The following is a 19,691-nucleotide window of genomic DNA, read 5'->3' on the forward strand; positions in this document are numbered from 1 at the left end:
GCGTCGAGGAACAGCAACCTGTTGGTATAACCGAGATCAACGGTCTCGTCGAAATGTGTAAGGGGGTGTAGCCCGATGACCGTCGTATTGGTCGACCCCCGCCGCCCATCCCTGATCCCCGTCGACGCGATCGATCTGCTTACCGGTGATGTGCAGTACACCGAGGAGATGCCGGTCAAGGTGCCGTGGTCGCTGCCCGCGGCGCGGCCGTGGCTCTCGGACGAATCGGAAGACGAAGCCGCCCCTGTTCTGTTGTCCTCGGACCCGGAGCATCCTGCGGTCAAAGCGCGTTTGGCGGCCGGGGCCCGGTTGATCGCGGCTCCCCAGGCTCAGGCGGGGGAGCGGCTCCTGGATGCCGTCGCGATGATGGACCGCCTGCGCACCGCCGGACCATGGGAGAGCGAGCAGACCCACGACTCGTTGCGTCGGTATCTGCTGGAAGAGACCTACGAACTGTTCGATGCGGTGCGCGGCGGCAACGCCGACGAGCTTCGTGAAGAGCTCGGCGATGTGCTGCTGCAGGTGTTGTTCCATGCCCGCATCGCCGAAGATGCACCCGTTCATCCGTTCAGCATCGACGACGTCGCCGATGCGTTGGTGCGCAAGCTCGGCAACCGCGTGCCCGCAGTGCTTGCCGGAGAAACGATTTCACTGGATGAGCAGCTCGCTCAGTGGGAGGAGCGCAAGGCTCAAGAGCAGAAGGTCAAGGCGAGGGTGTCGTCGATGGACGACGTGCCCACCGGCCAGCCGGCGTTGGCGTTGGCGCAGAAGGTGTTGGCCCGGGTGGCCCAGGCGGGCCTACCCCTCGACCTGGTGCCGGTAGCGCTGACCTCGGTGGCGGTGTCTGCCGACGCCGACGCCGAGAATGATTTGCGTAGCGCCGTTTTGGAATTCATGGACACCGTGCGGGTGGTGGAGTCCGATGTGGCGGCCGGCCGCCGCGGCGAGGACGTGCCCGAGGAGCTCGACGCAACCCCGTTGGGGTCGATCTCAGAGGACGAGTGGCGGACTTACTGGCCGGGTACGGAAGCGGTTGCCGCGGACGGGGAAGACTCGCCGGCTGACGGGGATGGCGAGGCCGACGCACCTGAGGACGAACCTTCATCACAGGATGAACCGGAGACTGAGCACGACGAAGGTGATCGTCTCGGCGATTGACGACGGGCTGCCCCTTGGTCCGTTTCACGTCAGTAACACCAAGGCGATTTTCGGCGAATTTTTTCGCCGCCACGTTACTCACGTGAGTGAGTGACACTTTGTTTCATCGCACTTTGTTGCATCACACATTGCCGCGTCGCTCCGGACTTGCGGGACGCCGTCACTGTGTTGGGCTTCGGAATCCACGCCGGCGTTTCGGCGTGTCGCGGGAACGGGAGCAAGTGCCGATGTGCCCGACTATGCGCGACTTTTCAGCGACAATCGCCAGACGAGCACCACGGGTACCGTTTGTCACGCAGTCAATGAGTACTCACGTCGCTCAAGCCCCAACTACCTCATGTGCCACGGGTTTTGGGTTGTCCAGCTATCAGCGACAGAGTCGCTCGTAATCAGGCGCTGGACGGATGATGCTCATGTGGCCAATGATGCGCGAGCGACAAAAACTCAGAGCGACAAAGGTTTTGCTGAGGTCCAGGTTACCTCTGTGGCGATTGTCGCTGAAAAGTCGCGCGTAGTCGGACACGTCGGATACCTGGCTGAAACCGGCGATCTCGACCTCGGCCGGAAGTAAGACCGGGACTGCCCGCCTTGCGATATCGCAAGGCGGGCAGTCCGACGACGAGCAGCTGACTATTTGTCGTTGTCGGCCGTGCCCTTGTCTGTGTCGGTATCCTTGGCGTTCAACTTCTTGAGACCGTTGTTGACGTCTTTCTTCAGGCGGTCGACGCGATTCTTGACGTTCTCACCGATCTGCTTGGCCGCACCTTTGAGGTCGCCTTGTTTGAGCTTCGCGTTGACCTTGTCGGCGCGCTCCTGGGCATGGGCGATGCTCGTCTGGGTCTTGGTGACCCGCTTGGTGACATCGGCCTCGACCTTGTCCCCGGTGGACTTCAGCGCGACACCGACCTTGCTGGAAGCGAACTCGTCGGCGGCTTCGTTGATCTGGGCGGTGGTTTCGTCCACATCGTCCTTCACGACACGAAGAACTTTCCCGACCTGCCGTTGACCGGTGGCCAGTTGCTCCTGCGTGGGGGTGGCCGGACCTTCGGGCAGTTTGGCTTCGATGCCGGTGAGCACCTTGCTGACATCGTCCCCGATCCGCCGGCTGACCGTCCGGATGGCCGCACCCGGCTCTGTGGCCAGTTTGGCCGCGGCCACCTTCACCGCATCGGAAACCTGAATGTCATTGTCTTCCAGGAAGTTCACCACTCGAGTGGTGACTCGCTGGACGATGTCGGTGTACTCCGAACCCACGCCCTTGCCCAGCTCGGCGATGATGTCGCCGGCCAGCAGCGCGGACTGCTCGCGGGTCAACGTCTGAGTGCCGAACAGTGTGGGAACGTGCATCTCGTCGAGGGTGCGGGTCCAGGTGCCGTCGGCGTTGCGTTCCACATCGGTGTAGCTGGTGTCGACCAGCAGCTTGAGCAGTGGTTCGAGGGCGTCGGCCACGGGGGTGTTGACGTCCTCACCCGTTGCGACGGAGAGCAATCCGGCGGCTAGACGAGCAGGGGCCAAGAGCGGCAACTGATCCTGGGTGATGGTGGTGTAAATGGTGCCATCGGGAGCGACGTAGAGCTTGGCTCCCACACCTGACCCATCCAACAGCGACGCGCCCAGCGTCAGCGGCAACAACGCAGCGGCAGCCGAATTCGCCCAAGCGACTGGGCTGCCGGTGACCGGGGCATCCGAGAGAATGTCGTACTCCCACGTGGTGTCGGTCTTGAGGACGGTCAGGACGATCGGTTTCCCATCGAGGGATTCCGCGACTGCCACGAGATTGCCGAGGTCATCGAAGCTGAGGTCCGAAAGACTCAGTCCTTCCAGCCCTTCTGGCAGGACGTCCTGGCGCTCCGGCGTCACTGGATTGACGTCGGTGAGGGCCTGGTAGATCGGCGCGAAGCGTGAATACAGACCACCATTGGGGCGGCCGGGATTACGCAAAAGGTTCACAGTCAGGAGAGTGACGTCGATGACTCCGCCGGGAGTGATTTCGACTGTCGGCAGATCCTCGGGGGCATCGGGGAACTCGGAGGAGCCGGGGCCGGAGGTGCCCACCTTCGTCAAGAGCCAGACTCCGGGTGCGTTCTTGATCGCCAGGTACTCCAAACCATTGACTTTCGTGTACGCCCTGGTGACGTCCTTGGTGAGAGGATCGTTCGGGTCCGTGATGGCGATCTTGCGTGGCCCGGTGAGGGCGGGGCCTGCCTCCAGTCCACTGGGACTCCGTGCCAGGTCGATGAAGTCTTGGTAACCCGCACCAACGGCAATCGCGCCGTCGCCGTAGCCGACGAAGTTGGTGTTCGACAGGTACGCCGTCCAGTTCACCAGCGGTGCCAACGCTGCGGTGAGATCTCCACCGTCCAGCCCGTACTTGAGCAACGCTGCCGGGTCGATGCCAGTGAGATCGCTGGGCGAGACCCACTGGCCCTGAGTCCAATCTTTGCCGGTGACGGTTCCGGTGTACCAGTGATCGAAAAACCCTCCGCCTTCAGCTGTTTTGACATTGGTCGCTGATCCCGTCGGGTTGTACCACGTCACCCACACCGGAGCGAGCTGCTCCTCGGTGAAGGTAGTGCCCAGCCCCCACCCCTTGATTCCGGCGGTGTTTTCGCGATCGTCGAGGATGGCACCCGTCACCGCCCCCGGGTTCGAAGGCAATGTCTTGATCACGTTGCCGAAGGTGTCGGACGGTATCCAGTCCGGCAGCCCGACGACATACGTGGCCGCATCCGCGACGACCGGAGTCAGCCCCACCCCGACGGTTGCCGCGATCGCCGTACCGATGACGGCGGCCTTGGTTGCCTTCTTGCGACGATGATTTGCCACGCACCTGCCCCTCTCAGGAAATTTTCACCGAACCGTACGGACTTTAAGGTGGCAAACCGCCTTTCGCTGTCCATCGTGCGGGTGACAGCGCCTGGTTATTGCGTGGTCAACGAAGTTCGTTAGCTCGCCATGAAGTTGCAGTGCCGACGTCGTTGGTTAACTGAATCTGTACGGTGGGGTTCAGAGATGCATTGATTGCGGGTAAGGCTATGGCAAGTCGGCAATTTTCCGCTGGTATCCCGCCTGAAGAAATTTGCCAAAGGACGTTGGAGTGGTTTGCGAGATTTGCCGCGAAGTGATACTGCTGACCTCTGTGCCCGCCGTGTGAACCCGCGGATGAGACGGCGTGGAAAATTTGCTAGCAATCATATTTTTATTGACGTCACCGACACGGTATGGGGATCGGGGTCGTGAACCGAATGCCTACTTCTCGCGCTACGGGCTCAGCCAGATCCTGCTCGCTCCCGGTGGGAGAACAGATACGCCCCTCCCGGAGGAGGGGCGTACCAGCTTGAGTGCCAAAGCGTTTCGCGGTCCGACGAGTGTTCAGTCGTCCTTGCCGGCGTCCTTCTTCTTGTCTTTGCCCGTCACCTTGTCGACACCGTTGTTGATGTCCTTCTTCAGTCGGTCGACGCGATTCTTGACGTTTTCACCCACCTGCTTGGCCGCGCCTTTGAGGTCACCTTGTTTGAGCTTGGCATTGACCTTGTCGGCGCGTTCCTGGGCGCGGGTGAGGCTTTTCTGGGTCTTGCTGAGCTGCTTGGTCGTCTTGGCCTCGACATCCTTGCCGGCCTTGGCCACTGCGCCGATCGGGTCGTTGAGAAGGGCCGTGGTCTGCTTGAGCGCCTCTCCGCCGGTGGCCTCGTTGGCCGCGGCCAGGACCTTACCGGCCGGACGCTGGAGGTCGGCCAGCTGCTCCTGGGTCGGAGCTTTCGGGGCTTCGGGCAGCTTGGCGTTGATGGCGCCGAGGGTCTTGCTGAGGTCGTTGCCGACCTTGCGGCTCACCGTCTGGATCGCCTCACCCGTATCCTCGGCGAGCTTGGCCGCGGCCGACTTGATCTCGGCCGGAACCTCGATGCTGTTGTCCTCCAGGAAGTTCACCACCCGGTTGGTGACCCGCGTGACGACGTCGGTGTACTCGGAACCCACCCCCCTGCCCAATTCGGCAACGATGTCGCCGGCCAACAGTGCAGCCTGCTCACGGGTGAGCGTCTGGGTGCCGAACAGCGTCGGGATGTGCATCTGATCGAGCGTGCGCTCCCAGGTGCCGTCCTCATTGCGCACCACATCGCTGTAGCCGGTGTCGACCAGCAGCTTGAGCACCGGCTCCAGTGCGTCGGCCACCGGGGTGTTGACGTCCTGACCGGTCGCGATGCCGAGCAGACCGGCGACCAGGCGGGCGGGGGCGAGCAGTGGCAGTTGGTCGGTGGTCAGGGTCCCGTAGAACGTGCCGTCAGGAGCGATGTAGTGCGCCAATCCGACGGGCAGGCTGCCTGGCTTCGTCGTGTCGATGCTCAGCAGGCTTCCGGCCAAATTCACCAGCAGCAGGGATGACGCTACGGAGTTGGCCCACGCGATCGGGTTGGCCGTGACGGGGGCGTCGGACAGCAGGTCGTACTCCCAGGTGAGATCCGCCTTCAAGGTGATGACGATCGGCTTGCCGTCCGCACCTTCCATAATCGTCTGCAGTTGGCCGAGGTCGTTGACGTTGAAATTCGTGCTGTTACCGGTCAACAGGTTGCTGATGAGGTTCGGATCGATCCCTGCCGGCAGGACATCTTCACGATCGGGCGATACCGGATTCACGCCGGTGAGCTCTTGGTAGATCGGCGCGAACCGCGCATAGAGGCCGCCGTTGGCACGGCCCGGGTTACGCAGCAACGCCATCGTGAGGAACGTGATGTCGATGACGCCGCCCGGCGTTTCGCTGTACGACGGATAAATCGGATTCCCGTTGGCGTCGACCGGCATGTTCGGGAAGACCAGATCGTCGGGCAGGGGATACGAGGTGATGATTTCGTCAAGACCGCCGTCGCCCACGCTGTGGTTCACTACATTCAGCACCGGGTTGCCGTTCTCGTCTGTGTCGATGACGAGATAGCGGCCATCGGTCAGCGGTTCCCCGGCCTTGATCTCACCGCTCTGGACTGCCTCGATGAAATTCCGGTACGCCTCGCCGGTGGCAATGGCGCCGTCACCGTAGGCGATCAAGTTGACGTTCTTGATGTACGCGGTCCAATTCAACAGCGGCGCAAGGAATCCCAGATCGCCGGACATGTAGTAGGCCAGATCGCGCGTCGAGAGGCCGGCCAGTGCGCTCAGATCAAAGTCGCCGTTGAGCAAGCCGGAAAGATTGAGATCCTGCAATCCGGTGATGTCGTTGGTCGGTGAGACCCATTGCCCGAACGTGTTGGTGGTCCAGCCGCCAGGTATCCAGCCATACACCGGCTGCGTTTCGGGAATCTGTGTGGGAATGCTCGGATCGACGAGGTCTTCCGCCCGCTCTTCCCAACTGGCACCGGGCAATCCGAACTTCGTGCGATCGAAGTTGTAGTCGATGTCGCCGACATTGATCGGCTTGACAAAGCCTGTAAGCGACTTCCAAAGGCTATCGCTGGGAAACCAACTCGGCTTCGCCAGTCCAAGAGATTGAACGGGGTCGACGGTCACCGGATATGTGCCTTCGTACACGCCAGTTTCAAGGAAGTCATCGAGCGCGTCCGGATTGCCCTTGAAAGGGTTGTCGATGGTGACCGTCGTCGTGATCGGTTGGCCAAGCGATTGACCGCCGATCTTTTGATTAACCCAGGGCCCTAATGCGCTTTCGAGGCTATATTCCCAAAAGAGAACCTTCGTCTTCTTGGTCCACCAATCTGGTTCGGGCACTGTGTAGGAGATCGTGAGGTTGATCTTGTCAGCCGCCAGGATCGTGTCCCGGTCCTGCTGCATGACCTCGGCGAGTGCTGCGTCGAAGGCATCCTGATACGCCGGATTGTCGACCAACACCTCTTTGGTGCCGGTCTGTCCATATTGCCGGGGCGTGTAGTACTGGTCGTTGTCCGGATCCGTCAGTTCTCCGAGATCCACGCTCTTCAGCAGCTTCTCGAGTTCGGCCGGAGACAGGTTGCCCAGATTGACATCCCCCAGGCTCAGCCCGCCGAGATTCGGGTTGTACCACTGCACCCACGTGGGCTCGAGCTTCACCCCGCCGGTGCCCCAGCCAATCAGCGGGTCGGTGTCCTTCGCATCGAGAATCGCTTGGTAGATGGTGTTCGGGTTGGCCTCCAGCCTGTTCCCGTCACCGATCGGCAGCCACTCCGGAACGCCGATGAAATAGGTGTTGCTAGAAACCGCGTTTGCGGCCGTCGGGGTCAGCCCCACCCCGACGGCCGCAGCCATCGCCGTGCCGATCACTGCGGCCTTGGTGACTTTCTTACGACGATGCCTGGCCATGTTGACCTGCCCCTCTAAGGAAAAACTCAGTTTTGTCGAAGGGAACATTAAGGTGCCATCGGCGCCTGGCGCCATCCGACGAAGGGGCGACATTTTCAGCGAACCGGAGTTGCATTGTGGGGTGCGCAGTTAGCTGGAAACGGTGGATCGGCGGCGCGAAAGCCGGACTCCGCCGCCCATCGTCCGGCGGCGACGCATGCGCTGAAACTGTGATGTACTACGCGGTAACTTTGATTGAGTCCAGATTAGCGGCCCTTATTGGCAACCGGGTAGAGGGTCAGATTGTTAGCTGGTCAATTCTGGGGCACCTGTCCCAATTTTGGGTGGTGCAGGGCTTGGGAGCAACCTGGTAGAAACTCCGGGTTTGCCGATTCTGGCAAACGCTTAGCCCATCGAAGATTTTGCGCCGGATGGGTGTGAGCATTGTCACTGTTAGCGGGCAATCCGGCTGATGAATCACGGGCGGGAAACGGCCGGGGTTTCGGCTCGGCGCCCGCCGGGTGGGGTAACCGGTGAGGCCGGCGCAGCCGCATAGGGTGGGCCCGATGCAGGTACTGCGGATCGCTGTCGTCGTTCTGGCGTTGAGTCTGGCAACCGTCGCACCGCAGTCCACAGCAGACTGCGCGGCCACCGGCTGCGACTTGCGCTCACGCATCGCAGCGGCAGACGCCTACCTGGCGTCGCGGCCAGGCACCGTCGGCTATGTGTTGCGTGACCGTGCCGCGGGCACGCGCTACGCCAACGCGAACGCGAACACGATGATCTGGACCGCCTCCACCATCAAGCTGGCAATGGTCGTGGATCTGCTGACCCGGGAGCGGGCCGGCGCATTGCGCCTGTCGGGCAATGACCGCCAGCTCATGGTGAACATGCTGCGCGACTCCGACAATGACGCCGCCGACACCCTCTGGAGCCGTTATGGCGGACCTGATCACACGGCGTTCAATGCCAACTTCCCGCGCTACGGCCTGACCGACCTGCGGCCGCAGCCGGGATTCGGTGCGATGTTCCCGTATTGGGGATTCCAGAAGTCCACGACCAACGATCTCGACCGGCTGATGAATTACACACTGACCCAACTGAATTCGGCCGATGCTTCTGCTGTCGTCGCGGAGATGCGGCAGGTGAGCGCGGATCAGCAATGGGGTGTATGGGGCGCCGGACCGTCGATGAGCCCCGGCAACAAGAACGGCTGGTCGCAGGAACAGGGCGGCTGGGTGATCAACTCGGTGGGCTTCGCCGGTCCGAATCAGCGTTACACGTTGGCGATCATGAACGGGCTCGATGGTCAGGGTGGATACGACAACGGCGTCGCGACCACGACGCGGCTCAGCCAGATCCTGTTGGGACCCTGACCGAACTCACTCGAACAGCGTCGAACCCCAGTACGCCGACGTGTCACCCTCACGCAGTCCGGGTGGGCAGGCGAAAATCGCGGTGCCGGTGTGGGTGATGTACTCGTTGAGCAGGTCTTTGCGGCTCAATTCCCGTTGCATCGGGATGAACTGCCTCTCCGGGCTACGCACGAACGCGATGAAGAACAATCCCGCGTCCAGATGGCCGAATCCGTCCGAACCGTCGGTGAAGTTGTAGCCACGACGCAGGATCTCGATACCGCCCAGATGCTCGGCGGAGGCCAACCGGACATGGGCGTCCTTGTCGATCTTCGGATTGCCCCTGCCGTCGGTGATCTCGAAATTCAGCTCGTCGAACTCGTCCTGCAGCCCGATCGGTGCGCCGCTGCCCTTCTGTCGACCGATGACCCGCTCCTGCTCCAAAAGCGTGGTGCGGTCCCAGTTTTCGATGCGCATCCGGATCCGGCGGGTGATCAGATAGCTGCCGCCGGTGAGCCAGGCAGGTCCGTCGCCGTCGGCGACCCAGACGTTCTTGTCGAGCAGATCGGTCTCATCGGACTTGAGGTTGGCGGTTCCGTCCTTGAACCCGAACAGGTTCCGCGGGGTGGCCTGGTCCCGGGTGGTCGAGGAGGTGCGGCCGAACCCGAGTTGTGAATAGCGCACCGCCACGGTGCCGAATCCGACGCGGGCCAGATTACGAATGGCGTGCACGGCGACCTGCGGATCATTGGCGCAGGCCTGCACGCAGATATCGCCGCCACAACGGGCCGGGTCCATGGTCTCGTTGGGAAACTTCGGTAGATCCCGCAACTCGGCCGGCTGTTTGTCGGCGATGCCGAAGCGGTCCTTGCCGTCTTTGACGAAGAACGACGGCCCGAACCCGATGGTCAGGGTGAGTTGTGAGGCCGGCAAACCGAGGGCCTCACCGGTATCCGACGGTGGCGCATACGGATTGCCGTCCACGGCACCGCCCGCTTCGGTCTCCTCGCCGCGGGTCATGCGCTCGGCCATCTCGGTCCACTGCTTGAGCAGGGCGACGACGTCCTCACGCTTGTCGGTGGTGACGTCGAAGGAGCAGAAATGCATCCGGTCCTGCGCCTCGGTGATGATGCCGGCCTGCCGCTCCCCGCGGAATTCGACGGGACCCTGCAGCGCACCCTGTGGGGTGCTGGCCGCGGATGCCCGCCCGGCCAGCGCACCCGCGCTGGCCGCGCCGACGACCGCAGCCGTCACCCCGGCCGCGCCGAACAGCTTGCGCCGGGAGAATCCGGCGGGCTGCTCGGCGCCCGGGGTGGGATCCGAAGAACCCGGTGAATCACTGGTGGGCGATGACACCTTGCACCTGGCTTACCTCTTTGCTCAGCGCGTCGATGGCGCGTGAGAGTTCCTGACGTTGCGGCTCGGTCACCTTGTCGTAGGAGACGAAGCCGTCGCCCTGACGATACTTCTCCAGCAGTTTCTCCACGTTGGCGAACTGTTCGTCGACGCGCTTGCCCAACTCGGCGTCACGCTCGTCGAGGATCGGACGCACCGAGGCCACCGCAGTCTGCGAACCCTCGACGTTGGCCTTGAAGTCCCACAGGTCGGTGTGGCTGAAGATGTCCTCTTCACCGCTGATCTTGCTCAGGGCCACCTCGTCGAGCAGACCCTGGGCGCCACCGGCGATCTGGGTGGAGTCGATCGTCCAATCGGGGGCCTTGACCCCGGCCTCGAGCTCCCTGACGTCGGCCAGCAGCTGGTCGGCCAGGGCGTTGGCGTCGGGCTGAAGCCCGGTGACCCACAGTTGCTTCTCCAGGGCGTGGAACCCGGTCCACTTCTGGCCTTCCTCCAGGTCGGCCTCGCGCAGGTCGATCCGCGGGTCCAGATCGTTGGGGAAGGATTCGGCGACCGGCTCGATGCGCTCGTAGTAGGTGCGCGTGGTGGGGTACAGCGACTTGGCCTTGGCGACGTCCTTGGCCTTGATCGCGGCGACGAACGCCTCGGTCGACGGGATCAGGGCATCGGTCTGGCTGAGCACGTAGCGCTTGTAGCTGTCGGCGGCTTCCTTGAACTTGCCCTCGGTGTCGATCTGGACGGCTTCACCGGTGACCTCGAAGTTGCCGCGGATACCTTCGCCGACCATGCCGGGACGGCACGAGGTCTGGTAGGTGCCCGGCTGGGTGAGCTGGACGATCAGCTGGCGCTTGAGCCCGGGGGAGATGTTCTCGACCTCGCCCATCACCCGCTCGCCCTTGCCGTAGACGTAGAACTCGGTGACCTTGTTGCCGTTGTTGGTGACCTCGAAGGTGGCCGGCCCCGTGGTCGCCGTCGTCCCCGACAGGGTGCATTCGGTGTCGGTGGCGTCGACGGTGATCGGCGTGCCCTTGGCTCCGGCACTGCCACTGTCGGCCTCCTTGGCCTGGCAGGCACTCATCGAGATCCCGGCCAGTACCGCGGCCGCAGCCGCGAATCCGGTCTTGGCGGCGGGGGTCATCTTCACTTGGTGGACCTTTCGGATGAGGTGGAGGTCTCCGGCTCGGAGGTCGGCTCGGAGGAGGTTTCGGGCGACGCCGGTGCACTCGGCGACGCGCTGCCGGAGGCGCGCGTCGGCTTCAGGAACAGGGCCAGCACCACGACGATGTAGGCCAGCCAGGCGGCGAACTGCAGCACGGTCGGCGTCGGGTCGATATTGAAGACGCCCTGGATGATCTCGCCGTACCAGGCCGACCAGTCGAACGCTCCGCTCATGTCGAACGCTTTGGCGCCCAGTCCGGGAATCCAGCCCACCGTCTGCAGCGCCTTGATGCCGTAGGCCAGGATGCCGGCCGCCACCACGACCAGGAAGATGCCGGTGTATTTGAAGAACTTGGCGAGGTTGATGCGGACCGCGCCGGCGTACATGCCGTAGGCGATCGCCGCGGCGATCAGCACCCCGATGATCAGACCGGTCAGCGGCCAGAGCGTCTCGGCTTCGGCGTAGCCGACCATGAACAACGCGGTCTCCACCCCTTCGCGGCCCACCGCCAGGAAGGCCAGCAGGGCCACGGCCAGGCCGCCGGTCTGCAGCGCCTGCGACATCTCGCCGCGCAGTTGGCCCGACATCGACGCGGACGCCTTTTTCATCCACAGCACCATCGTGGTGACGATGACGACGGCGATCAGCGAGGCGATCCCGGCGATGGCCTCCGCGCCGAGACCGCTGATGGTGTTCTCGCCGAACTGGATGACCAGGAAGACGGCGACGGTCATGGTGATTGCTGCGCCGACGCCCAACCACACCCATTTCAGTGCGTCGCGACGTTCGGATTTGACCAGGAACGCGACGAGGATCGACACCACGATGGCGGCTTCGAGACCTTCCCGCAAACCGATCAGCCCACTGCCGAAGACCTGGGATGTGACGTTGGATGCGGCCAGCGTGCTGGTCGGAACGTCCGAGATGACAGCCATCAAAATGTCCTCGTTCGACCGGGGTGAAACCACCTTAAAAAACATAGGCCTGCCTCGCCATAGCAAGGCGTGGCTCACCTTAGCAGGGGGGCCTGTGGGTTCGACCGTGCTGACGTTCCGACCTCTGGCACCGGCCCGTCGGCCGACACGTCACGGCCCGCGCATGCGACGATGGCCAATGAGATAGAGCGGGTTTTGAGGGAGTCCGGTGTCGCCAGTGCGTTGGCTGCGGGCTGTCGCCGTGGTGGCTGCGACAGCGCTGCTGTTGGCATCCAGCTGTTCGTGGCACCTCGGCACCCCGATCCCCGAGGGCGTGCCGCCGCCACCCGGCGACCCGGTGCCCGCGGTGGACACCTACGCCAAGGGCCGGCCGGCCGATCAGCTGCATGACTGGGCCGCGCAACGGGCTCCGACGATGGGCATGCCCGTCAATGCCCTGGAGGCCTACGCCTACGCCGCCCGCGTCGCCGAGGTGGAAAACCCCAACTGCCAGCTGGCCTGGACCACCCTGGCCGGTATCGGGCAGATCGAGAGCCATCACGGCACCTACCGGGGCGCGATGATCGCGCGAAACGGTGACGTCACCCCACCCATCCGTGGCGTCCAGCTGGACGGGACCGGCGGCAACCTGCGCATCCCCGACACCGATCACGGCAAGCTGGACGGCGATCCGCTGATGGACCGGGCCATGGGCCCCATGCAGTTCATCCCCGAGACCTGGGGCCATTTCGGGGTCGACGCCAACAACGACGGCGTCGTCAGCCCCGACAACTTCGACGACGCCGCGCTTTCGGCAGCCGGTCTGCTGTGCTGGTACGGCAAGCACCTGTCCACTCCGCGGGGCTGGATGAAGGCGCTGACGGCGTACAACAACTCTGAGCAGTACGCCCGCATGGTGCGAGACTGGGCGACGGCATACGCGGCCGGCCATGCCTTGTGACATCCCACGATCTAGTCTCATCCCTACACGCAGGACTCAATAAGGAGAAGCCAGTGCCCATCATCGAGCAGGTTGGAGCCCGCGAGATCCTCGATTCTCGTGGCAACCCGACGGTCGAGGTCGAGGTGGCCCTGACCGACGCCACGTTCGCCCGGGCAGCGGTGCCGTCGGGTGCGTCGACCGGCGAGCACGAGGCGGTGGAGCTGCGCGACGGCGGTTCCCGCTACGGCGGCAAGGGCGTCGAGAAGGCAGTGGAGGCCGTGCTCGACGAGATCGCCCCGGCGATCATCGGACTGGCTGCCGATGATCAGCGGCTCGTGGACCAGGCCCTGCTCGATCTCGACGGCACGCCCGACAAGTCCCGGCTGGGCGCCAACGCGATCCTCGGCGTCTCGCTCGCGGTGGCCAAGGCCGCCGCCGACAGCGCCGCGCTGCCGCTGTTCCGCTACCTGGGCGGCCCCAACGCGCACATCCTGCCGGTGCCGATGATGAACATCCTCAACGGCGGTGCCCACGCCGACACCGGGGTGGATGTGCAGGAGTTCATGGTCGCCCCGATCGGCGCTCCGTCGTTCAAGGAGTCGCTGCGCTGGGGCGCGGAGGTCTACCACTCGCTGAAGTCCGTGCTCAAGAAGCAGGGGCTGTCCACCGGTCTCGGCGACGAGGGTGGGTTCGCCCCCGATGTCGCGGGCACCAAGGCTGCCCTGGACCTGATCGCGACGGCCATCGAGGCCACCGGCTTCAAGCTGGGTAGCGATGTGGCGCTGGCGCTCGACGTGGCCGCCACCGAGTTCTACACCGACGGCACGGGTTACGCGTTCGAGAAGGAGACCCGCACCGCCGAGCAGATGGCCGAGTTCTACGCCGGCCTGCTCGACGCCTATCCGCTGGTGTCGATCGAGGACCCGCTGTCCGAGGACGACTGGGACGGCTGGGTGTCGCTGACCACGGCCATCGGTGACCGGGTCCAGCTCGTCGGCGACGACCTGTTCGTCACCAACCCGGAGCGACTCGAAGACGGCATCGAGCGCGGCGCCGCCAACGCGCTGCTGGTCAAGGTCAACCAGATCGGCACGCTCACCGAAACCCTGGATGCCGTTGCGCTGGCACACAACAGCGGTTACCGCACCATGATGAGCCACCGCAGCGGCGAGACCGAGGACACCACGATCGCCGATCTGGCGGTCGCGGTGGGCAGCGGGCAGATCAAGACCGGGGCCCCGGCCCGCAGCGAGCGTGTGGCCAAGTACAACCAGCTGCTGCGCATCGAGGAGGCCCTCGGTGACGCTGCGCGCTACGCCGGCGATCTGGCCTTCCCCCGGTTCGAGGCCAAGTAGCCAGGCGCCTGCCTCAAGCCATGCCCGAAGCGAAGCGGCCCGATCCGAAGCGACGGTCCCCGGCCTCACGACCCGGCAAGCCGGGCAAGGCCGGGGAGTCGAATCGGCCGCGCGCGTCACAGGTGCGGCGCCGTGTCGGCGACAGCCGCTCGGCGCAGGCTGAGCCCACTCCAGATGAGACCGTCACCAAAGCTGTTGCGGTACAAGCTCAGCAGCAGGCCGAGTTGCAGTCGGAACTGCGGTTCGGGTCGACGGCGCGCCGCGCGGCAATCCTGGCCGCGGTGGTGTGCGTGCTGACGTTGACCATCGCCGGGCCGGTCCGCACCTACTTCGCCCAGCGCACCGAGATGAAACAACTCAAAGCCAGCGAGCAGCAATTGCGCGCCCAGATCGCCGATCTCGAACAGCAGAAGGTCAAGCTGGCCGACCCGGCGTACATCGCGGCCCAGGCCCGCGAACGGCTCGGCTTCGTCATGCCCGGCGACACTCCGTACCAGGTGCAACTTCCGCCGGGGGCGACCGAGCCGGAGGAGTCGGTGGCACCGGCCCTGCCCGGGTCGGACGTGCCGGCCGGCCAGCCCTGGTACACCTCGCTGTGGCACACGATCGCCGATGAGCCGCATGGTGTTTCACCGACAATCGGCGGTCCGCCGCCGCTCCCGGCCCCGCCGGCACCGGCCCCGCCCGGAGGTCCCCATGGTTGATCCCGCCGACATCGAGGCGGTGGCACGGCAATTGGGCCGCGAGCCGCGCGGCGTGCTGGAGGTCGCCTACCGCTGCCCCAACGGCGAGCCCGGAGTGGTGAAGACGGCGCCGAAGTTGCCCGACGGCACGCCGTTCCCGACGCTGTACTACCTGACGCATCCCGCGCTGACCGCGGCGGCCAGCCGACTGGAATCGTCCGGGCTGATGCGCGAGATGAGTGAACGCCTGCACGACGATGAGGAACTGGCCGCGGCTTATCGGCGGGCGCATGAGTCTTATCTGGCCGAGCGGGATGCGATCGAGTCGCTGGGTACCACTTTCACCGGCGGTGGCATGCCCGACCGGGTCAAGTGTCTGCATGTGGTGATGGCCCACTCGTTGGCGAAAGGTCCCGGCGTCAATCCTTTTGGTGACGAGGCGCTGGCGCTGTTGGCTGTCGAGCCGGGGATGGCCGGAATTCTGGATCGTGAGGTGTGGGTTTGAGCCGGGTCGGTGCAATTGACGGCTCGCGCCGGGTCGGTGCAATTGATTGTGGCACCAACTCGATTCGTCTGCTGATCGCTGACGTGGTGGATGGCAAGCTGCGGGATGTGCACCGCGAGATGCGGGTCGTGCGGTTGGGTCAAGGTGTCGACGCCACGGGGCAATTCGCCCCGGAAGCGTTGGCCCGCACGGAATCTGCGTTGGCCGACTATGCCGCCTTGATGGCGGAGCACTCGGTGGGTGCGGTGCGGATGGTGGCCACCTCGGCAGCCCGCGACGCCGGCAATCGCGACGAGTTCTTCTCGGTGACCGCGCGGTTGCTGGGCGGGGTGGTGCCTGGTTCGGTGGCTGAGGTGATCACCGGCACGGAGGAGGCCGAACTGTCGTTCCGCGGCGCGGTCGGTGAACTCGATCCCGCCGCAGGCCCGTTCGTCGTGGTCGATCTGGGCGGCGGCTCAACCGAATTGGTCCTGGGTGCCGATGCGGTGCAGGCCAGCTTCTCGGCCGACATCGGATGTGTGCGGCTGACCGAGCGGTGCCTGCACTCCGATCCGCCGACAGCTGCCGAGGTGGCGCAGGCCCGGGCGGTGGCTCGTGACGGGTTGGCCGAGGCGCTGGCGGTGGTGCCGGTGGAAAACGCATGCACGTGGGTCGGGGTGGCCGGGACGATGACGACGCTCTCGGCGCTGGCACAGGGCATGACCGAATACGACCCTGACGCAATTCATCTGTCCCGCATCGGGTTTGCCGATCTGCTCAAGGTGTGTGAGCAGCTGCTCGGCATGACCAAGGCGCAGCGCCTGGCGCTCGGGCCGATGCATGCCGGCCGTGCCGATGTGATCGGCGGTGGGGCGATCATCGTCGAGGAGTTGGCGGCCGTGCTCAGCCGACGGGCCGGCATCGAAGAACTCATCGTGAGCGAACACGACATTCTCGACGGCATCGCGCTGTCGATCGCCTGACCCGTCAATTTCTGGTGCGCCCGTTTCTACCTGGGGGCTGTTGATTGCGTGGTTCAGCGACCCTGCGGTGGAAAACGGTGGTGGGGTGTGGGAAACGGCGGCTCACCCGCCAATCCCACACACAAAACAACGGCCGAACGCGGTTACCCGCGTCCGGCCGTTGCCTTGACTACTTAGATCAGGCCTGCGGGCCGTGGTTGCTCGCCGGGGCGACCACGGGGGCCGGGGCCGGCGTGATGACAGGCTGCGTGCCTGCGGGAACCAGCGCCGGCTCAGAGGCCGGGGCGGGAGCGGCCGGAGCCGGAGCACCCGGAACACCCTCGGCCGGCGGAACCGCGGTGGCGGCGCTGCCTGCACCTGCTGCGGGGGCACCCTCAGCGACCGGAGTGCCGTGTGCGACCGGGGTCGACTCGGGGGCCGGAGCACCCGGAGCGGCAGCGGGAGCCGGAGCGCCCGGAACCGGAGCACCTGCAGCCGGAACCGGAGCACCGGGGGCCGGAGCTGCCGGAACAGCTTCGGTACCCGGAGGAGTCGCGGACGGAGCGGCCTCGGTGCCGGCCGGGGTCGCGGCAGGCAGATCAGCGGCACGGCTGCCTGCACCGGTACCGGCGGGGGTGGTCTCGGTGCCGGCCGGAGCAGCGGCGGGTGCCGGCGCTCCGGGGGTGACGGCGGCCGGAGCGGCAGCGCCAGGTGCGGTGGCAGCCGGGGCCTCGGCCGGAGCGGCAGCCGGAGCGGCGGCGGGGGCCTGGCGCTTGGGGGCGCCGGCGGCCGGGGCAGCGGCCGGTGCGGCGGCGGGCTTGTCCCACACGAGCAGGTCGCGGCCACCGGCGTTGTAGACGACCTCGGACGGCTGCTCACCGGTCACGTCGAAGTAGATCTTGCCGCTGGTCTTCTGCCCCTGCGCGAGAGTGGCCGGGTTGACGCCCTGGGGGCTGGGAACCTGGAACAGGGCGCGGTAGTTCTGCCCGTCGGCGGCCCGGATGTTGAAGTTGGAGACGATCGGCGTCACCGAGCCCTCGAGGGCTTCGTTGGTGGCGGTGACCTCCCACAGGGTGCCGCGAACCGGGTAGTTGATCGTGTCGGTGCTCGGCTTGAGGTCGGTGACCGTCCAGCCCTGCGTACCGTTGTCCAGCTTGGCCTGGCTGCCGAGCGAGGCGGTGGTGACGCCGCCGTCTTCGGCGAGCGCCATCGGGGCCGCACCGACGATCGCCGCGGCGGCGATGGCCGCACCGGCAAAAGCCGTACTGATGTTCGTCATCTTCAAGGCATTCACTCCTGACTGGTCCAAAACACGTGGCAGGCCCCCGGCAGTGGGACACCCACTTCATGCGAAGTTAGCAGCTTAAGAGGACGGTTAGGAACACCAGTTCGCACTTTGTGCCACCGGCGCCTGGCAGATATGGGGGCCGAGAGGCGGGTGCCCCAGCCTGGGTATGGCCTGTGTGACCAGTATGTTCAGGCTGTGCGCGCGCACGAGCAGCCGGTTTGCCCGCGCCTCGAATCTCGCTGAGCAGTAACCGCTGATTTCGGGCCTCGTCGACGGTTCAACCAACCTTCATCCGGTCGTCAACCGGCCATGGACAGGCCCGCGGCGACCGCGAAGCCCAACACCGCGGCCAGGCCGGCGTTCTCTTTCGCCTTCTCGGTGGCCTCCGGGATCATCGAACCGACCAGCATGACCAGCAGGGCCCCGGCGGCGAAGCCGTTGATCGCACCCTGGAACTGGTCGCCCGCCACGTGCTGGAGCTGATAGCCGCCGACAGTCGACAACGCGCACAGCGCGGCGATCGCGGTCCAGCCGCCGACGATCCGGCGTGCCGACTGCCCAGCGGATCGCATGTCGCTGGCCGACCCGATGGCCTCGGGCAGGTTCGACACGAAAATGGACACCACAAGGGCCAGGCTGACACCGGCCCCGCCGGCGATACCGATGCCGAGCGCGGCCTGTTCAGGAATGCCGTCCAGCAGTGCGCCGAGAAGGAGCGGCAGGCCGGCGGTTTGGGTTCCGTTGCGGCCCAATCGATCCACGGCGTGGTCGGCGGCGTAGAACACCACGGCTCCCACGGCCAGGCCGAGGGCCACCGCCCAGGCGCCGCTGGCGCGGAAGCCTTCTTCGGCGAGTTCGAACGAGATGCTGGAGATGAGTGCGCCGGCGCCGAAGCCGAGCACGAGGCCGACAAGGCGTTGATTCCAATCGCGGATGACACCGGCGACGGCGCCGATGAGCAGTGAGGATGCAGCGACCAGACCCCAGGTCAGCGCAGAGAGCACATGGCGCAGCATAAGCCCGCGCCGTCGGGGTGGCGGATATGGGTGGTGGCCTGTCGTCGGTCATCGCCGGCGACAGGCCACCGACGGCGTCAGCGCCGTGCGTTGCAGTTCGGCGGGTTTCCGCAGTGGTGGCCACCGTCGCAGGCATTGCAGCGACAGGTGCACGATCCCTTGGTTGCGATGCGCATCGTTGTTCAACTCCTCACTGCTCGGGTGCCGTCGGTGTGGCCGACAGCAAACTCCCGAAGTTGGGCGGACATCAACATATAACGATTTCACAATAGTTCGGGCCACCGCGAAAATAAAGGATTCCGGTGATCGTGCGAGTTTGGCCGCGCGGCCGGTTCGGGGTCGGCGCACCGGAGGTGAACAATGTGTGAAACTCTTTGCCCGACGCGGCTTTAGGAGCTCACGCGGTGGTGTCGCGGGCGCCGAGTCGGAGATGCTCGATGTGGTAGATGGCTTCGTCGAGCAGTTGGGCCACATGGCTGTCGTACAGCCGGTACACGATGTTGCGGCCGGACCGGTCACCGGCCACCAGCCCCAGCGCCCGCAATAGCCGCAGCTGGTTGGAGACCGCGGGTTGTTCCATGCCGACCGCCGCGGACAGTTCGGTGACCGAGCACGGTGAATCCCGCAGCCGGGTCAGGATCAGCAATCGGTTGGGAGAGGCCAGCGCCTGCAGGGTCTCGGCGACTTTGGCTGCCGAGGCGGCGTCGAGGGACGCGGCCGGCGTCGCGCGTCCGTCAACTCCATGGCCCATGACATTCAT

Annotated in this window: 15 protein-coding genes; 7 read left to right on the forward strand and 8 right to left on the reverse strand. The window is 65.1% G+C overall.

The features are described 5' to 3' along the window. Positions 1-75 precede the first annotated feature (75 nt). On the forward strand, positions 76-1,158 hold the full coding sequence (locus A5740_RS11875) for a nucleoside triphosphate pyrophosphohydrolase (protein ID WP_076194261.1): 1,083 nt from the start codon (positions 76-78) through the stop codon (positions 1,156-1,158). Between the two features lie 630 nt (positions 1,159-1,788). Here the strand turns inward: A5740_RS11875 and A5740_RS11880 are convergent. Beyond that, entirely contained in the window at positions 1,789-3,984 is a 2,196-nt protein-coding gene (locus tag A5740_RS11880; protein WP_076194263.1) for a PE-PPE domain-containing protein, read from the reverse strand. Between the two features lie 546 nt (positions 3,985-4,530). Next, positions 4,531-7,512 carry a PE-PPE domain-containing protein gene (locus A5740_RS11885; protein WP_254849154.1) on the reverse strand — a complete coding sequence of 994 codons (2,982 nt, stop codon included), beginning with the start codon at positions 7,510-7,512 and terminating at the stop codon, positions 4,531-4,533. 470 nt (positions 7,513-7,982) lie between these two features. On the opposite strand from A5740_RS11885, the gene A5740_RS11890 reads away from it, so the two are divergent. Beyond that, positions 7,983-8,792 carry a tat pathway signal sequence gene (locus A5740_RS11890; protein WP_076194267.1) on the forward strand — a complete coding sequence of 270 codons (810 nt, stop codon included), beginning with the start codon at positions 7,983-7,985 and terminating at the stop codon, positions 8,790-8,792. Between the two features lie 6 nt (positions 8,793-8,798). Here A5740_RS11890 and efeB read toward each other — a convergent pair whose 3' ends face one another. Genes efeB through efeU form a run of 3 tightly spaced genes read right to left on the reverse strand, consistent with a single transcriptional unit; the run spans position 8,799 to position 12,221 of the window. Continuing rightward, on the reverse strand, positions 8,799-10,127 hold the full coding sequence (gene efeB / locus A5740_RS11895) for an iron uptake transporter deferrochelatase/peroxidase subunit (RefSeq protein ID WP_076194269.1): 1,329 nt from the start codon (positions 10,125-10,127) through the stop codon (positions 8,799-8,801). Beyond that, the gene (gene efeO / locus A5740_RS11900) at positions 10,108-11,271 is read right to left on the reverse strand and encodes an iron uptake system protein EfeO (protein WP_076194271.1); all 1,164 of its coding nucleotides are present in this window, start codon (positions 11,269-11,271) and stop codon (positions 10,108-10,110) included. The genes efeB and efeO overlap by 20 nt, the downstream gene beginning before the upstream one ends. Then, complete coding sequence (gene efeU / locus A5740_RS11905; RefSeq protein ID WP_076194273.1) at positions 11,268-12,221, reverse strand: iron uptake transporter permease EfeU; 954 nt, start codon at positions 12,219-12,221, stop codon at positions 11,268-11,270. The genes efeO and efeU overlap by 4 nt, the downstream gene beginning before the upstream one ends. Positions 12,222-12,429: 208 nt before the next feature. Between efeU and A5740_RS11910 the strand changes: the two genes are divergently transcribed. Genes A5740_RS11910 through A5740_RS11930 form a run of 5 tightly spaced genes read left to right on the forward strand, consistent with a single transcriptional unit; the run spans position 12,430 to position 16,648 of the window. Next, positions 12,430-13,161 carry a lytic transglycosylase domain-containing protein gene (locus A5740_RS11910; RefSeq protein ID WP_076194275.1) on the forward strand — a complete coding sequence of 244 codons (732 nt, stop codon included), beginning with the start codon at positions 12,430-12,432 and terminating at the stop codon, positions 13,159-13,161. A 53-nt stretch (positions 13,162-13,214) separates the two neighbouring features. Continuing rightward, positions 13,215-14,498 carry a phosphopyruvate hydratase gene (gene eno / locus A5740_RS11915; protein WP_076194277.1) on the forward strand — a complete coding sequence of 428 codons (1,284 nt, stop codon included), beginning with the start codon at positions 13,215-13,217 and terminating at the stop codon, positions 14,496-14,498. Between the two features lie 20 nt (positions 14,499-14,518). Then, entirely contained in the window at positions 14,519-15,202 is a 684-nt protein-coding gene (locus A5740_RS11920) for a septum formation initiator family protein (protein WP_076194279.1), read from the forward strand. Next, positions 15,195-15,686, forward strand: a complete 492-nt coding sequence (locus A5740_RS11925) for a DUF501 domain-containing protein (protein WP_076194280.1) — start codon at positions 15,195-15,197, stop codon at positions 15,684-15,686. Before A5740_RS11920 ends, A5740_RS11925 begins: the two co-directional genes overlap by 8 nt. Further along, entirely contained in the window at positions 15,683-16,648 is a 966-nt protein-coding gene (locus A5740_RS11930; protein ID WP_076194315.1) for a Ppx/GppA phosphatase family protein, read from the forward strand. Before A5740_RS11925 ends, A5740_RS11930 begins: the two co-directional genes overlap by 4 nt. Positions 16,649-16,826: 178 nt before the next feature. On the opposite strand, the gene A5740_RS11935 is transcribed toward A5740_RS11930, so the two are convergent. The 3 genes from A5740_RS11935 to A5740_RS11945 all read right to left on the reverse strand — a co-directional run bounded on the left by A5740_RS11935 (position 16,827) and on the right by A5740_RS11945 (position 19,682). After that, positions 16,827-17,912, reverse strand: a complete 1,086-nt coding sequence (locus A5740_RS11935; protein ID WP_139335081.1) for an MPT63 family protein — start codon at positions 17,910-17,912, stop codon at positions 16,827-16,829. Positions 17,913-18,214: 302 nt separating this feature from the next. Then, positions 18,215-18,919, reverse strand: coding sequence for a ZIP family metal transporter (locus A5740_RS11940; RefSeq protein WP_076194317.1), 705 nt, complete (start codon positions 18,917-18,919; stop codon positions 18,215-18,217). Between the two features lie 409 nt (positions 18,920-19,328). Continuing rightward, a complete protein-coding gene (locus tag A5740_RS11945; RefSeq protein ID WP_076194319.1) occupies positions 19,329-19,682 on the reverse strand; it encodes a metalloregulator ArsR/SmtB family transcription factor in 354 nt (117 codons plus the stop codon). Positions 19,683-19,691 lie beyond the last annotated feature (9 nt).

The sequence above is a fragment of the Mycobacterium sp. GA-1841 genome (assembly GCF_001954135.1).
GTDB lineage: Bacteria > Actinomycetota > Actinomycetes > Mycobacteriales > Mycobacteriaceae > Mycobacterium.